The sequence below is a fragment of the Streptomyces yerevanensis genome (genome assembly GCF_000716805.1).
Classification (GTDB): domain Bacteria; phylum Actinomycetota; class Actinomycetes; order Streptomycetales; family Streptomycetaceae; genus Streptomyces; species Streptomyces flaveus.
The window spans coordinates 180,968-195,995 of sequence record NZ_JNWJ01000006.1 but is presented as its reverse complement, the minus strand read 5'-3'; the positions used below and the strand labels follow the sequence as shown (position 1 = coordinate 195,995).

General features: G+C 69.9%; 14 protein-coding genes and 1 pseudogene. 3 read left to right on the top strand and 12 right to left on the bottom strand.

Annotation, left to right across the window (positions count from 1 at the left end):
- Positions 1-342: 342 nt before the first annotated feature.
- The gene (locus OP79_RS08150; RefSeq protein ID WP_342669505.1) at positions 343-672 is read left to right on the top strand and encodes a helix-turn-helix domain-containing protein; all 330 of its coding nucleotides are present in this window, start codon (positions 343-345) and stop codon (positions 670-672) included.
- A 108-nt stretch (positions 673-780) separates the two neighbouring features.
- On the opposite strand, the gene OP79_RS08145 is transcribed toward OP79_RS08150, so the two are convergent.
- Together OP79_RS08145 and OP79_RS08140 are read right to left on the bottom strand one after the other, a co-directional pair.
- Positions 781-1,431, bottom strand: a complete 651-nt coding sequence (locus OP79_RS08145) for a response regulator (protein ID WP_033319308.1) — start codon at positions 1,429-1,431, stop codon at positions 781-783.
- Positions 1,428-2,588: a sensor histidine kinase gene (locus OP79_RS08140; protein WP_211270758.1), complete on the bottom strand. Its 1,161-nt coding sequence runs from the start codon at positions 2,586-2,588 to the stop codon at positions 1,428-1,430. The genes OP79_RS08145 and OP79_RS08140 overlap by 4 nt, the downstream gene beginning before the upstream one ends.
- A 123-nt stretch (positions 2,589-2,711) precedes the next feature.
- Between OP79_RS08140 and OP79_RS08135 the strand changes: the two genes are divergently transcribed.
- Together OP79_RS08135 and OP79_RS08130 are read left to right on the top strand one after the other, a co-directional pair.
- Positions 2,712-3,437: a class I SAM-dependent methyltransferase gene (locus OP79_RS08135; protein ID WP_033319307.1), complete on the top strand. Its 726-nt coding sequence runs from the start codon at positions 2,712-2,714 to the stop codon at positions 3,435-3,437.
- A complete protein-coding gene (locus OP79_RS08130) occupies positions 3,434-4,114 on the top strand; it encodes a DedA family protein (protein ID WP_033319306.1) in 681 nt (226 codons plus the stop codon). The genes OP79_RS08135 and OP79_RS08130 overlap by 4 nt, the downstream gene beginning before the upstream one ends.
- Here OP79_RS08130 and OP79_RS08125 read toward each other — a convergent pair.
- The 10 genes and pseudogenes from OP79_RS08125 to OP79_RS56835 all read right to left on the bottom strand — a co-directional run bounded on the left by OP79_RS08125 (position 4,084) and on the right by OP79_RS56835 (position 14,922).
- On the bottom strand, positions 4,084-4,740 hold the full coding sequence (locus tag OP79_RS08125) for a response regulator (RefSeq protein WP_033319305.1): 657 nt from the start codon (positions 4,738-4,740) through the stop codon (positions 4,084-4,086). The genes OP79_RS08130 and OP79_RS08125 overlap by 31 nt on opposite strands.
- Positions 4,737-5,969, bottom strand: coding sequence for a sensor histidine kinase (locus tag OP79_RS08120; RefSeq protein ID WP_342669503.1), 1,233 nt, complete (start codon positions 5,967-5,969; stop codon positions 4,737-4,739). Before OP79_RS08120 ends, OP79_RS08125 begins: the two co-directional genes overlap by 4 nt.
- 714 nt (positions 5,970-6,683) lie before the next feature.
- A complete protein-coding gene (locus OP79_RS08110) occupies positions 6,684-7,394 on the bottom strand; it encodes a LuxR C-terminal-related transcriptional regulator (RefSeq protein WP_051744496.1) in 711 nt (236 codons plus the stop codon).
- Positions 7,395-7,506: 112 nt separating this feature from the next.
- Entirely contained in the window at positions 7,507-8,451 is a 945-nt protein-coding gene (locus OP79_RS08105; RefSeq protein WP_033319303.1) for an SGNH/GDSL hydrolase family protein, read from the bottom strand.
- Positions 8,452-8,820: 369 nt separating this feature from the next.
- Entirely contained in the window at positions 8,821-9,120 is a 300-nt protein-coding gene (locus tag OP79_RS55210; RefSeq protein WP_051744495.1) for a response regulator, read from the bottom strand.
- Positions 9,121-9,274: 154 nt separating this feature from the next.
- Complete coding sequence (locus OP79_RS08095; protein ID WP_033319302.1) at positions 9,275-10,585, bottom strand: sensor histidine kinase; 1,311 nt, start codon at positions 10,583-10,585, stop codon at positions 9,275-9,277.
- 139 nt (positions 10,586-10,724) lie between these two features.
- Complete coding sequence (locus OP79_RS08090) at positions 10,725-13,175, bottom strand: MMPL family transporter (RefSeq protein ID WP_033319301.1); 2,451 nt, start codon at positions 13,173-13,175, stop codon at positions 10,725-10,727.
- 331 nt (positions 13,176-13,506) lie between these two features.
- Positions 13,507-13,850: pseudogene (locus OP79_RS56845) on the bottom strand (helix-turn-helix domain-containing protein).
- Positions 13,847-14,515, bottom strand: a complete 669-nt coding sequence (locus OP79_RS56840) for a site-specific integrase (protein WP_033319300.1) — start codon at positions 14,513-14,515, stop codon at positions 13,847-13,849. Before OP79_RS56840 ends, OP79_RS56845 begins: the two are co-directional and overlap by 4 nt.
- Positions 14,512-14,922, bottom strand: a complete 411-nt coding sequence (locus OP79_RS56835; protein WP_245685247.1) for a hypothetical protein — start codon at positions 14,920-14,922, stop codon at positions 14,512-14,514. The genes OP79_RS56840 and OP79_RS56835 overlap by 4 nt, the downstream gene beginning before the upstream one ends.
- Positions 14,923-15,028 lie beyond the last annotated feature (106 nt).

Here is a 15,028-nt window from a genome sequence, read left to right as displayed (position 1 = left end):
CCGCTCGCGACACCGGTTCCTCAACGGATGCTGATGCGGTACGTCATCGGGGCACGCCCCTTGAATCCTCCCCTCCCTGAAGAGTGAGGGGATTCCTGGCCCAGGCAGTCCGCTGAGGCAGCGCCTCAGCACGGGACACACCGATGCGCTCACCGCAAGCCTTCAGGTGTTGCCAGAACCCAGCTCCCACGTACAAAGCCAGGCGTGTGGGCACCGCTTTCATGTTCGGCGCGCACTGGTGCCTTCACTTCTGGTCCGCTCTCTATGTGCTCACTGGTCACAGTCCCTTGAGAACGCGAATGCGGTCGGCTTTCATGCGCCGGGCGACGGCGGTTTCGATGGATATGCGCGCATTACACCGAGCCGCTCAGCGTCGACGCGATCGCCTCCGCGGCGCACATGAGCCCTGCCAGCCTGTACCGGTACTTCAAAGCGGCCACTGGCATGAGCCCCCTCAAGTACCAGAAACACCTGCGGATGCAGGAGGCACGTCGGCGCCTACTCGCCGGCCACGCCACCGCGGCCCAGATCGCTCAGGCGGTCGGATACGTGAGCGCCACCCAGTTCAACCGCGAGTACCGCAGCACTTACGGTCTCCGGCCGGGCCAGGACGCGGCCCGGCTACGCACTCGACACACCCCCAACCGCACTGCCACAACACGGCGGGCGTAGGTCCAGGAAGTCAGACGCCACGTGTGAGCACAGGGCGGGGACATTCAAGGTTGCAACCAGGCTTCCCTCAGGGATCGGCTCGACGGCATCGGCCCGACGAGTCAGTCATCAGGAGGTGAGTCCCGCGTCGCGGGCCATGAGGGCGGCCTGGACGCGGTTGGTGACTTCCAGCGCGGTCAGGACACGGCTGACGTGGGCCTTGACGGTGCTCTCGCGCATGGCGAGGCGGGTGGCGATGTCGGCGTTGGTGTCGCCCCGGGCCAGCAGGGCGAGCACGTCGCGTTCGCGTGGGGTGAGCCTGTCCAGCCGGGCCTTGGCAGCGGTTGCTTCGGGCTGGTTGGCCGCGTGGTAGCGGTCGATGAGACGGCGGGCCGCGGTGGGGTGGAGCATGGCCGAACCAGCGGCCACCAGGTGGACGGCGCGCAGTATTTCGGCGGGGTCGGTGTCCTTGAGCAGGAAGCCGTCGGCTCCGGCGGCGAGGGCGTTGTAGACGTACTCGTCGAGGTCGAAGGTGGTCAGGGTGATCACCTTCGGCGGGTGAGGGATGGCTCGCAGGCGGGCGGTGGCGGTGATGCCGTCCATGTGGGGCATGCGTACGTCGACGAGGGCGACGTCGATGCGGTGGGCGGTGGCCTGTTCGATGGCCTTCAGACCATCGGGGGCCTGGGCGACGACCTCGATGCCGGGGTCGCCGTCCAGGAGGTCGGCCAGGCCGAGGCGGACCAGGGCGTCGTCATCGACGATCATGGTGCGGATCATGTGCGGGTGCCGTTCTGTTCGATGCCGGCGGGGTGGGGGATGCGGGCAGCCAGTCGCCAGGCGCCCGCGCCGGCCGGTCCGGAGTTCAGGTGCCCGCCGAGGGCGGTGACGCGTTCGCGCAGGCCGACGAGTCCGTATCCGCTGCCGACGGTGTCCGTGCGGGGAGTGCCAGGGGGGTTCGTGACCTCGACGAGGGTGGCGGGCGGCCCGTAGTCGATGCGTACGGTCACCGGAGCACCGTCGGCGTGCTTGCGGGCATTGGTCAGTGCTTCCTGGACGATGCGGTACACGGCCAGACGGTGGGTGGTCGGAGCCCGCTCGGGAAGGCCGTCGGTGGTCAGCTCGATGTGCTGGCCGGCGGCGCGGGCCTCGTCGGCCAGTTCCCCTACTTCCCTCATAACCGGCGTGAGCGCGGCGCTGGTCGGCGTGGGGCCGGGGTCGGGGTCGCGCAGCACACCGAGAACGTCGCGCAGATCGGTGAGGGCTTCGACGGACGCCGTGCGCAGCAGACCGAGTCGTTCCGCGACCGGTGCGGGCAGCATGTCGTTCTTGGTGGCCAGCACGCCGGTGTGCAGCGCGATCAGGCTCAGGCGGTGGGCCAGGACGTCGTGCATCTCGGCGGCGATACGGGACCGTTCCGCGATGCGGGCCGCCTCCTCGCGCAGCTGCGCCTCGACGCTCAGGTGCTCGACGTCGGCTGCCAACGCCAGGAGCAGGCGTCGCCGGCTGCCCAGCCACAGCCCGACGAGCACGGCCAGAACCGGCAGGAGCACCGTGGACGCGTAGGACTGGCCCGTCCACAGGGAGGTGGCCCGGTAGCTGAACAGGTTGGCGCCCAGCGCGGCGACAGCACAGCCCACCGCCATCCGCGCCCGGCGGTCCACGGCCAGGTCGTACAGGACGACTGCCAGCATGGGCAGCAGCAACGATCCCCACCATGCCGTGGCCACGGTGACCAACAACGGAGCAGCGGGCCATCGCAGCCGGGGCACGAGCAGGGCCGCTCCGCACACCAGCGCTGTGGCCATGACGGGGGCCAGGTGGCGCCCTTGGGTCGCCACCTCGTCGAGCACGGCGGTCAGTACACACAGGGCCACGAGAGCCCTACGCCCGTAAGCCGCCCACCTGCGGCTTTCTCTGCTGCTCACCTGGGCCATGCTAGGCAGACCGGTGCGCCGTTCCGTCTGACGATCAATGATGTCCACCCCCTACTTTCGTAGGGGGACGCCGTCGCAGAACGACGGATCCGATGCTGGACGCGGCTTTCTAGCGTCAATTCCATGAACGACTGGACCACTTCCCGCGACCGTGTCCTGGCGCAGCGCAATGCCGAAGGCTGGATGTTCCTGATCGAGGCAGCCCGTGATCTGCGCACCACGGGTGCCATAGCCCCCAGCGGCAAGGCCCTGGCCCGCGCTCTGATCGATCCCGTACGGGCTCAGGCGCCCCGCCCGCTGGCGGTCCTGGAAGCCGGGGCCGGGACCGGCGCGGTCACCCGCACCCTGATACCCGAACTGCCCCGAGCCAGCCGCCTGGACATCGTCGAGGCAAACCCGCGTTTCGCCGCGCGACTGCGCCATCTCGTCACCACGCATCCAGACCTGGCTGCCAGGCCCGCGCAGGTGAACGTGCACCAGACCTACGTCGAGCAGCTCGACACCGACCAGCGCTACGACGTCATCGTCTCGGGGCTGCCGTTGACCAACTTCACGCCCGTGCAGGTCGGGCGGATCATGGCCCGCTACATGGAACTGCTCCACCCCGGCGGCACGCTGACCTACTTCGCCTACCTCGGCACGTGCAAGGCCCGTGCCCTGACGGCATCGCGAGCCGAAGCCCGCCGCCACGCCGCCGTCGACGAAATCATGGCCGCCTACCAGGGCACCTACGCCACGGGCCGCTGGACGGTGTGGGCCAATGTTCCCCCCGCCTACGTCTGGCATCTGCAACGCCCCCTCGTCTCCGCGGACCACCCCGAGCCGCAGTCCGTCGAGGCGCGGCGGTGAACGCGCTCTCCGACATCCTCGGCCACATCTCCCCGGCCTCGGCGTACGCGGTGGTGGCCGCCGCTGTCCTGGCTGAGTCGATCCTTCTCGTCGGCGCTTTCATCCCCACGCTCACCCTGCTCCTGACCGCCGGCGCGCTGGCCCGCACCGGCCACATCAGCCTTCCCCTCGTGATCGCTGCCGCGGCCGGAGCCGTGGTGTCGGGTGACTTCCTCGCCCATCGCACCGGCAGACTCCTCGGTGATCAGCTGCGCGGAGGCCGCATAGGCCGTCGGATACCGGGTGCCGCCTGGCACCAGGCCGAGACGCTGATGACGCGCCACGGCGGCCGAGCGGTCTTCCTGGCCCGTTTCCTGCCGGTGGTGCGCACCCTCGCCCCGCACTTCGCGGGCGCCACCCGCCTGCCCTACCGGCGCATCGCTCCCTACAGCGTCGTCGCCGCCTGTGTGTGGGCCACAGCGGAAGCAGGTGTCGGATACGCCGCCGCGACCTCTCTCCAGCGCGTCCTGACACTGGGCGGCCCCGCCTTCGCCCTGGTCGCTCTGATGGCGATCGGAGGCGCGCTGTTGTGGCGAAGGAAGCGCCGCCCGCTGTCTGAAGCCCAGGAACCGGCGCCCGAGCCTGGTACGGCGTCCTCCGGCCATGTTCAGGCGGGCCTGACGAGGCCGGTGTCGTAGGCGAAGATCACGGCCTGGACCCGGTCCCGGACTCCGATCTTGGTGAGGATGCTGCTCACGTGTGACTTGACGGTGGACTCGGCGAGGGAGAGGCGTTTGGCGATCTCGGTGTTGCTCCAGCCGGTCGCGATGGCGGTGAGCACTTCGCGTTCGCGGTTGGTGAGGCGGGCCAGCTGCCGTTGCTGTTCGGGCGTGTGGCCCGGCAGACGGCTGCCGAAGGCGTCGATGAGCTTGCGGGTCAGACCGGGCGAGATGACGGCGTCTCCGGCGGCCACCGCGCGGATGCCGGAGACCAGTTCGTCGGGCAGGGCGTCTTTGAGCAGGAACCCGGACGCTCCGGCGCGCAGGGCGTCGTAGGCGTATTCGTCGAGGTCGAAGGTGGTCAGGACCAGGATGCGGGAGCGTCCGCCGGACTCGATGATGCGTCTGGTGGCCTCGATGCCGTCCATGCCCGGCATGCGGACGTCCATGAGGACGACGTCGGGCTTGAGCTCGGCGGCCTTGCGGACGGCTTCGGCACCGTGGGTGGCCTCGCCGATGAGGGTGAGGTCGGGGTGCTGTTCCAGCAGCATGCTGAAGCCGAGGCGTTGCAGGGCCTGGTCGTCGACGATGAGCACGGTGGTCATGCGCGAGGGTTCTCCGTTGTGGTCGTGGTGACAGGCGGGGTGGTCAGGAGGCGGGCGTGGACGCTCCAGCCGCCTTCGCGGTTGGGCCCGGCGGTGACCTGGCCCTGATAGATGGCCGCGCGCTCGCGCATGCCGACCAGACCGCGGCCGCTTCCTGCGTTCCGTCTGCGGGAGCGGGGTGCGTGGCGAGGGCCGGTGTCCTCGACATCGACGTGGACCGTTTCGGACCCGACGGCTACCCGGACGCTGATGGAGGTGTCGGCGGCGGCGTACTTGAGGGTGTTGGTGAAAGCTTCCTGGACGATGCGGTAGACGGCGAGCTGGAGACCAGGGGCCGGCGCGGTGAGGTCGCCGTCGGTGCCGAGGGTGACGCTCGGTCCGGCGGCACGGACGCGTTCGATCAGCGGACCGAGGTCGGCCAGGCCGGGCTGCGGGCTGAGCGGGGCTTCGTCCGGCCGGTCGTTGTCGTCGCCGATGACGGCGAGTAGGCGGCGCAGTTCGGCGAGGGCGCCACGGCCGCTGTCGGCGATGATCCGCAGGGTTTCGGCGCCGCGCTGAGGCTTTGTCTCGGTCAGGCCCGCGGCGCCGTCGGCGAGACCGACCATGACAGCGAGGGTGTGGCCGAGGATGTCGTGCATCTCCCCGGAGACGCGGGCACGTTCCTGGGCGACGGCGAGACGGGCCTGCTGGTCCTTCTCCTTCTGCAGGCCGGCGATGACGACGTTCACCAGGCGGGTGGCGAGGCCGAGCCCGGCGATGGCCGTCACCGTCACCACCCCCAACAGCAGGAGGATTTCCGGCCGTCTGGCGTACTCCAGCTGACCGTCGCTCCACAGCGTGACGGCCCAGGCGACCAACTGCACCAGGGAGATGGTGACGGCGATGAGCAGCTGGCGGGGGGTGCCGAAGCGGCCGACGTTGAACAGGGCCACGATGCGAGCGACGTCGGCACTGGCGTTGGCGTCATGGAGGGACCCTGTGGAGGCCATCAGCACGGCGGTGGCAGTGATGAGCGCGAAGACCAGCATGGGCCTGCGCTCCCGCCACAGCAGCGGAACGGCCACGGCGACGGTGAGGAGCAGCTCTTCGGCGACCCCGGATTCTCCGGCGGGGTTGAGCATGGACGGCAGTCCCAGGACGGCGCAGAACAGCGGTACGCCCCACCTCCGGACCCGGGGGTGGGTCCGGTCCGCCCACCGCCAGGAAGACAGCCGAGCGATGATCGACACAATCACACGTTGCTCAGCGTCGCTCGTCAGTGCCTCGGGCAGCTCGGGTCGGCTGGGGACGTGTCGACCGGGCCGGGAATCCTGTGGGGGCGTGGGTGTCAAGGTCTGTGCCCTCCGCGGTGCAGGCGATCCGCTCGCCGGTCCCGGGGGAATGGATAGACGAGCGGCGACTCGGGAAGAACGCCGATCGGGGCCGGCCGCTCTTCCGCGATCGTACGGCTGACGACGGCTCGGGTTCTGCGGTCGTCCTGGCCTGGCCAGGACTCGCGCCGCCGGAGCCGGGGTCGAAGCCGGGGAGAAGGGGGCCGTGGGGTGGGCGGTCTGCTGGGCGTCGAGGGCGTGGCGCGACTTCTCGCCCTCGAACAGGGCAAAGGCGAGGCGGAGTCCGATGCCACGGCGAGTCTCAGGACGAGCGTGAGCATGTGCGGGTCCAGGAGCGAGGGGAAGGCCGACAGAAGCAGCATCGTGGCCGGTCCGGCCGCCATGAGTGAGTGAAACGCTGACCGACTTGAGTCGGCGCAGGATGGTGGCCACGGATTTGTTCCCGCCAGGAAAGAGGTCTTTGCGTGGATGGGCCTGACCAGGCCCGGATTTCAACCTAGAAGCGGTATCGACTGGCGCTACGGCACTGTGGGCGGGAATACGGCGACGCCGACTAGTACCGGGGTACTAGGGTGCCCCTCCTCGGCTGCGACGAGCGGTCCACGGTCCGCCTCACAGGGTCGGGCGGGCGCGCCCGGGCGTAGGGAGCGGTGAGCGAGTGGTCTGCGGTTCGGTCAGGCCCGACTCGTAGGCGAAGGCAACTGCCTGGACGCGGCTGCGGGCGCCGATCTTGGTGAGTATGCGGCAGACGTGGGATTTGACAGTGGTCGGGGCGATGGACAGGTGTGCGGCGATCTCTGTGGTGCTCCAGCCGGAGGCCACGGCGACAAGGACCTGACGTTCACGTTCGGTGAGTGCGCCGAGCCGTTCCGTCGGGAGGGACGCGGAGGCGGGCGGCCGACGTCGAACGGTGTCGATGAGCCGGCGGGTGAGATCGGGCGGGATGACGGCGCCTCCGGCCGCCACCGCACGAATGGCCGCGGTCAGCTCGTGCGGGGCGGTGTTCTCCGGAAGCAGTGCCTCGGCACCGGCCGCCAGCACGGCCCAGGCGTACCCGTCGAGCCCGACGGGGGCAAGCACCAGTACACGAGGGTGGGGCGGACTGTCGCCGCGTGCGATGCGGCGGACGGTGTCGATCGAGTCCGTGCCGGGCTTGAAGATGTGCATGAGGACGACGTCCGGGCGAAGCGCGGTGCTCATGCGGACCGCCTCGGCACCGCCGGCCGCCTCGCCGACCGCATTCAGGTCCGGCTCGGAATCCAGCAGAAGGCGGTAGCCGAGGCGTTGCAGCTTCTGGTCGTTGACAACGAGAACGGTGGGCATGCTGCCGGGGCTCTTCCTGTGGGGCGCCATGCCGGCAACGAGCGCGGTTGGGCGGGGTGGATCAGATAGGCCGGTCGCCGGCGACTGGAAGTCCCCTGCCTCCTGCGGGCGTTCAGTCGCCGATCGCGCGGAGCACGGCGTCGGCCATGCCTTGCTCGCCGTGCGCGTTCGGATGGACGGCGGCGGCCGGGCTGCTGGGCCGCAGGGGCTCGATCCAGCGGGTCTTCTGCGCGGAGCAGGCGTCGTGACCGACGGACGGGGAGTAGGTGTCGACGTACGTCGCTCCGGCGGCCTCAACCTGCCCGCGCAGCATGGTGTTGAGCTGCTTCCCCTTGTCGTGCAGGTAGGTCGCGTCACCGGGCGCGAGGGGCAGTTCCCCGCCGCAGCCTTTGCCTTCGGCGGGCACGATCGCCGGATAGCCGACGACGTAGACCCGGGCCTTCGGTGCACGCCGTTCGATCTCGGCCAGCGCCGCGGACAGCTGTCGGCCGGTCGCCTGGATCTTCTGTGCCACTTCGTCGGTGCCGCCGTCGACGTACTGCTTCTTGCAGGGCGCATCGTCGGAGAAGAGGCGGTCACTGCCGATCGCGCCGTACATCACGCCCATCGTGACGCATTTCGTGACCGTCGAGCCGAAGCCGATGTCGTTGCCGCCGATGCCGAGAGTGACCAGCCGCGTCCGCGTCGAGAGGGCCGAAAGCTGGGCGGGGTTGGTGCCGTTGGACGTCTTCTGCGGCGCGGTGAGATCGGTGATAGTGGCACCGCTGCAGCTGACATCACGGAAGTCGGCAGCCGTGACGCCGAGTTGGCGTGCCACCACCGCGGGATAGTTGTGGTCGGAACGGTCGCAGCCGACCGGTGCCCCGGACTGTCGTGGGATCTTCGGGCCGGAGGTGTAGGAGTCGCCGAGAGCGACGTAGGGCCACGGCTGCGGTCGCTCGTCCTGGGCGTTGCCGGTGGCGGTGTCGGTGCCGTCCGGCCGTCCGATGAGGACGGCGGTGAGTAGAACGCCGCAGCTCATGATTCCGGCCAGACCTGTGCGTGCATACGGTCCCATGGGTTTCTCCTGTCGTTGTCACGGATGACCAACTGCTGGGCGGGCACCGCGCAGGGGGCTGTGGGCGAGGGGCGGCGGTGCCCGGAGCGGGACCGGCAGGGCCGGCTGGGGAGAGAGGGTTTGCCCGGATCACGGCGGGGACGAGGCGTGTGTGATCCTGCCGTCAAACTAGGCAGGGAAACGCGCATGTCATCGGCACCGCGGGACCGAATACGGCAGTGCTGAGTAGTACCGCGGTAGGAAGGCGCGTCGACTCTGGGCCCAGGCGCGGTCGGGTCGGCCGGGCGAGTCCCGTGTCGTGGGTTGTACGCCGATCGTGCCCAGGCGGTGATATCGGCCAGGACCTTGCGCTCATGCTGGGCAGGCCGGTCAGGCGCGGGTCGGGGCGATGCCGAGCCCAGGCCGGGCGATCCGCGCGGTGACGGTTTCCAGCAGGCGGCGCGGGATGGCGGGCACGTCCACGGCGTCGCTGCACGCGACCGTCCTGATTCCCACCAGGAGTTCGTCCGGGTGGGCGTCCGCGAGCCGGAACCCGCTGGCTCCGGTGCGCAGCGCCCCGTAGGCGTACTCGTGCGGCTCGAAGCTGGTCAGCTGGGACTCCGGGAGGTCCGCCGGACTCGACGATGTGCCGTGTGGTCTCGATACCGTCCATGCCGGGCATGCGGACATCCGTCAGGACGGCATCGGCGGAGTTCGGCGGCGGTACGGACTGCTGCGCTGGTCTGCGGCCTCGCCGACGACGGTGAGGCCGGGGCTGAACCTCCAGCAGCATGCCGAAGCCCAATCCGCTGCAGCGCCTTGCCGTCGACGGTGAGGACGATGTTCAAGCGGGGTCATTCTCCAGGGAGTTGACCGGCGGGTTGAGGATGAGGGTGGCGTGGACGGTCCAGCCGCCGTGCGGGTTGAGGCCGGCGGTGACCTCGCCCCGGTAGAGGGCGGCGCGCTCGCGCATGCCGACCAGCCCCCGGCCGCTGCCCGTCCGGCCACGGCGTGTACGCGGGGTACGGGGCGGGCCGGTGTCCTCGACCGTGATGCGTACGGTGTCGGGGTCGGCGGCGATGGAGACGTGGACCGAGGTGTCGGAGGCGGCGTACTTGACGGTGTTGGTCAGGGCCTCCTGGATGACGCGGTACGCGGACAGCTGGAGTCCTGGGGCCAGCTCGGTGAGGTCGCCGTGCGCGTGCAGGGCGACGGTGGGGCCGGCGGCGCGGACCCGGTCGAGCAGCGCGTCGAGGTCGGCGAGGCTGGGCTGCGGGGCGAGAGGGACGTCGTGCGACCGGCCCTGGCCGTGGCGGTCGTCGCCGATGACGGCGAGCAGGCGGCGCAGTTCGGCCAGGGCGTCGCGGCCGCTGGCGCTGATGGTGCGGAGGGTCTGGGCACCGCGTTCGGGCTTGGTCTCGGTGAGGCCGGCTGCGCCGTCGGCGAGGCCGACGATGACGGCGAGGGTGTGGCCGAGGATGTCGTGCATCTCACGGGAGACGCGGGCGCGTTCCTGCGCGGTGGCGAGACGGGCCTGCTGGTCCCGTTGCTTCTTCAAGGCGTCGATGTAGGCGTAGGCCAGCCGCACAAGCAGGCCCAGTGCCGCGAACGCCATTACGGCGACCATCACCATCAACGTCACGGGCTCCGGACGCGTGACGTACTCCAGCTGCTGGCCGCGCCAGAAGAAGTAGGCCCATGCGACGAGTTGCACGAGGGTGACGCCGGTGGCAACGGCCAGCCGGCGCGGCGTGCAGTGACGGCCGACATTGAAGAGGGCGACCACCCGGGCGAATTCGGCGCCGGTCAGCACACCCAGAGGAAGAGACACGATCGAAACGGCCGTGGTGAGGGCGAAGACCAGCATGGGGCGTCGTTCCCGCCACAGCAGCGGGATACAGAAGGCGAGGACGATCGGCAGCTGGGGATTGCCGACGTTGTGGGGATTGGCGTAGGCGTCGCTGCCGACCACGAGGCAGAAGACCGGGACCCCCCACCGCCGGACCCAGGGACGGGCCCGGTCGGCCCGCCGCCACAAGGCGAGCCGGGAGACGACCGAGACGATCACCCGCTGCTCGGGATCGCTCGTCAGGGCCTGAAGGAACTGGCGCTCGTCCGGACGTGGGGCGGGAACGGGGGCACTGGGTGCGGGCACGGGACAGACCCTTCGCGATGTCAGGCCGCCCGCCGGCCCGGGGGGATCGGGCCGACGGGCGGGGCAGGGGAGACGGCCGAGGAGAGTCGGCCGCCACGTCAGGAGCCGGTGCGGAAGCCGGTGCTACGGCTCGCTCTCGTCACCTCCTGCGCATCGGGTTCTTCAGCAGCTTCCTGCGTACCGGTGCCTCCGACTCCGTCGTGTCGGCGGGGACGGTGGCGTCACCGCCCCGTGCGAGGCGCTGCTTGAACCTGGACAGTCCTCGTGCCTTCCCCGGGACCTGCTGGGCAGGTGCCGGCGCGTCCGTGACACCAGAAGCGTGGACGCCGGTGAAGGCGTGGGGGGCGCTGTGGCCGTCCGAGCCCGCGTGGACCCCGGCGGCGACACCGGCGAGTACGGGCTCGGGCGCGGAGTCCGTCTGCTCGGCTTCGAGCGCGTGGCGCAGTTTCTCGCCCTCGACGTCCACGTTCGGCAGGACCCGGTCCAGCCACTTCGGCAGGGTCCAGGAGCGGTGGCCGAGCAGGGCCATCACCGCCGGGACGATGGTCATCCGGACGACGAAGGCGTCGAAGAACACGGCGGCGGCGAGCCCCAGCCCGATCGACTTGATCAGCACCTCGTCGTCGAGGAGGAATCCGGAGAAGACGGAGACCATGATGACCGCGGCCGCGGTGACCACCCGTCCGCTGTGCCGGAAACCCTCCACGACGGCCTGCATGGGTTCGGCGCCATGGACGTACTCCTCCCGCATCCGGGAGACGAGGAAGACCTCGTAGTCCATGGCGAGTCCGAACACCACGCCGATCAGCACGATAGGCAGCAGGCTGACGATGGGTCCGGTCTGGTCGACGCCGAAGAGATCCTTCAGCCAGCCCCACTGGAAGACCGCGACCAGGACCCCGAGGGTCGAGACCACACTGAGCAGGAAGCCCAGGGCTGCCTTGAGCGGGATCACGATCGACCGGAAGACCAGCAGGAGCAGGACCAGGGCCAGGCCCACGACGATGGCCAGGTAGGGCACGAGGGCGTCGGAGAGCTTGGTGCTGACGTCGATGTTGACGGCGGTCAGACCGGTGACCATCAGGTCGGCGCCGGTGTCCTGGTGCAGGGCGCCGCCGTGGCCGCGGATCTCGCCCACGAGGTCCTTGGTGGCCTCACTGGTGGCGGCGCTCTTGGGGACGGCGCCGAGCAGGGCCACATCGCCGGCCTGGTTGAAGGAGGGAGGACGGACGGCCGCGACATCGTCCAGCTTGCTCAGCATGGTGTACGCGTCCTGGGCGGCAGCCTTGGGATTGTCGCTGTCCCGGGCGTCGACGACCACGGTGAGCGGTCCGTTGAAGCCCGGCCCGAAACCCTTGCTGAGGGTGTCGTAGGCGATGCGCTGGGTGGTGCCGGGGGGCTTCCCGGAGTCGTCGTTCAGGGCCATCTTCAGGGACATCGTGGGGATGGCCACCAGGGCCAGGCCGACCACCGAGACGGCGAGCACCTTGACCGGGTTGCGGGTGACGAACCTCGCCCAACGCACGCCCATCGACTCGCCCTCGCCGCGCTCCAGCGCCTTCATACGGCGGGTGAGCAGCTTGCCCTTCATGATCCGCATACCGGCGAAGCCGAGCATGGCGGGCAGCAGGGTCAGCGCGATGACCACGGCGACGGCGACGGCGAAGGCGGAGGCCAGGCCCATGGAGGTGAGCATGCCGATGCCGATGACGCTCAGGCCGCTCAGCGCGACGATCACGGTCAGGCCGGCGAAGACGACCGCGGACCCGGCGGTGCCCAGGGCCCGCCCGCAGGCTTCCTCGGGTTCGTGGCCGTCGCGGATCTCGTTGCGGTAGCGGGAGACGATGAACAGGGCGTAGTCGATGGCGACGGCCAGGCCCAGCATCAGTGCCAGGGTCGTGGAGGCCGAGGCCAGGTCGAAGAAATGCGTGGCAAGCGTGACCGACAGGATGGCCGCGGCCACCCCGAGGATCGCGGTGAGCAGGGGCAAGCCGGCCGCGATCATCGAGCCGAAGGTGATCACCAGGACGACGGCGGCGACCCCGACGCCGATCAGCTCGGCCGCCTTGCTCGTGGCCTTGTCCTTGACGGCGTTGCCGCCCAGGCTCACCTTCAGGCCGGCCTTCTCGCCCTGGGCGACGACCTTGGTCTGGACGGCGTGGGCCGCGCCGCTGACGTCGGCCTGAGCGACCGTGTAGGACACCTGGGCGTAGGCGATGGTGCCGGACTTGCTGACCAGGCCGCTGGTGAAGGGATCGGAGACGCCCGACACCTGCGGCGACTTCTCCAGCTTCGCCACCAGGGACTCGACCTCGGCCTTGTTGGCGGCGGAGGTGAGCTTCTGCCCGCTGGGCGCCTCGAACACCACCCGCGCGGTGGCACCGTCGGCGGATGCCTGCGGAAACTCCTTCTGCAGCAGGTCGATCGCCTTCTGCGATTGCGTGCCCGGAACGCTCAGGGCCCCGGAGGATGTGCCGGGCGCACTCATGGCGCCGATGCCGATGGCGGCCAGGACGGCGACCCAGAGCATCACGACGATGCGTCGTCGCCGGAACGACAGCCGGCCGAGCCGATAGAGGAAGGTGGCCACGGATTACTCCCACCAGGAGAAGAGATCATTGGGTGAGCTGGGCCTGACTGACCCGCGATCTCAACCTAGGAGCGGTACCGGGCGACCATCCCGTACCGCGGAACCGAATCCGGCGGGGCCCGTTAGTACCGCAGTACTACGCCCTGTCCTCCTCGCAGCCCGTCGGCCGGCGATGCCCCGATCGAAGAGAGACGGTGGCCACGACGCGGCCGCCGCGGGTTTGCGGCGGCCGGTCGAAAGCGCGCGAGTTCGTGAATTCCTGAACGGGTGTGGACGGGAGCCTGCGTGCGGAACGGGCTCTGTTGAAGGCCCACCGTCACCGGTCGGCCCCTCAACTCGGCGGGAGCGAGCATGGCCCGCACCACGACGGCGCGGCACCGGCCGCACCGGGTCCGCCGCCGACTGTTCCTCGGCGCCGACCGCGCGCTGGCCGGACTCCGGCGCGGCCTGGCCCGCCGCGAGCGGCTCGGCCTGGAGCAGGTCGGCGACCGTGCAGTTCAGCGCGGCGCACATCTTGTCCAGGTCATCGAGGCGCACCGTGACCGACGTGCCGCTCCACAGCGCGGCCACCTTGCTCAGCGACGGGTTGAACCCGACCTGCTGAAAGGCGGCGAGCACCTCGGTCGGCCGCCACACCTCCCGCTGGGCGGCCACCATCCGCAGATTCCACTTCACCGAAGGTTCCCCTTGTCCATCACCAGTCGCTGGGCCGCCCGGGAGCTGGCCGCCAGATTCGCGAGCTCCGGGTCAGCGTGAGCAGTCGCCATGTACCGAAGAGTCGTCGTTGACCAGTCGTGTCCGAGGACCTTCTGGACCTCCCAAAGTGTCATCCCGCGCTCGTAGTTGTGCGTCGCGCAGGCATGCCGCAAAAGGTGCGGAAACAGGTCGGAGACCGGACCCGTCAGGTAGTGCGCGGCCGCGGTGTGCAACGCCCTCCGGAACGTCGAAGGCACGATCGCCGGTGCGACCGGCACGTTCAGGTCAGCGATTGCCTTCGACTTGCGCTCCGAGGGCCACAGCGGTGCCCGCGGGTGCTCCGCGTCGTCCCTGAACTCGCCCCGAATCTCCTCGATGTACCACCACAGCAGGGCACGGCCCTCCTGGAAGAGGTATGCCTCCCGCGGCCGCGGGCCGGAGCCCCGGGCGCCCTTGCCCAGGACGACGAACCGGCCCCACTGGCCGTGCTCCCAGTGGATGTCGCCCAGGCACACCCCGCACAGCTCCGCTGCCCGGACGCCGGAGAGGTAGGCGAGCTTCGTCATCACGTAGTCGCGGCAGGCGACCGCGTACTTTCGCGCGTTCGGCAGGTCCCCGCGCCACCGGCCAAAGAAGTCCTTCATCGCTGTCTGGGAGGGCGGGATGCGCAGCCCGAAATCTCCGCGGTGCCGGGCCGGTTGAACGGGTCGATGGGCGACTCGACGGCGGCGCCGAAGCGGCGCATGATCTCGCCGGCGTACCGCTGCTCCAGGAACGCGAAGTACGCGTCGATCTTGTTGATCTTGCCGCGCAGAGTCGACTGGGCCCGCTTGCCCGGCCCGGCGAAGTACCGGTCGACCTCGCGGGACGTCAGCTGCCACGGAACGGTGCCGTAGAACTTGCAGACCTCGATCACCGGTTTGATCAGCCCGTCCAGCGTCGTCGGCGCCAGACCTGCCACATCGCGCGCCCACTGGTACTCCGACAGCGTGTCGAGGAAGAAGCTCTCCTCGTCGTGCACCGTGGCGCCGCCGTTGCAGCGTGACCACATCCGCGAGGCCGGTCTCCACCGACACACAGGCTGGATCCATCGCGACCGCCGGGGTCCGGAGCCGGGCGCACGAGAGTCAGCACGCGACTTTCAGAACCTGACACGA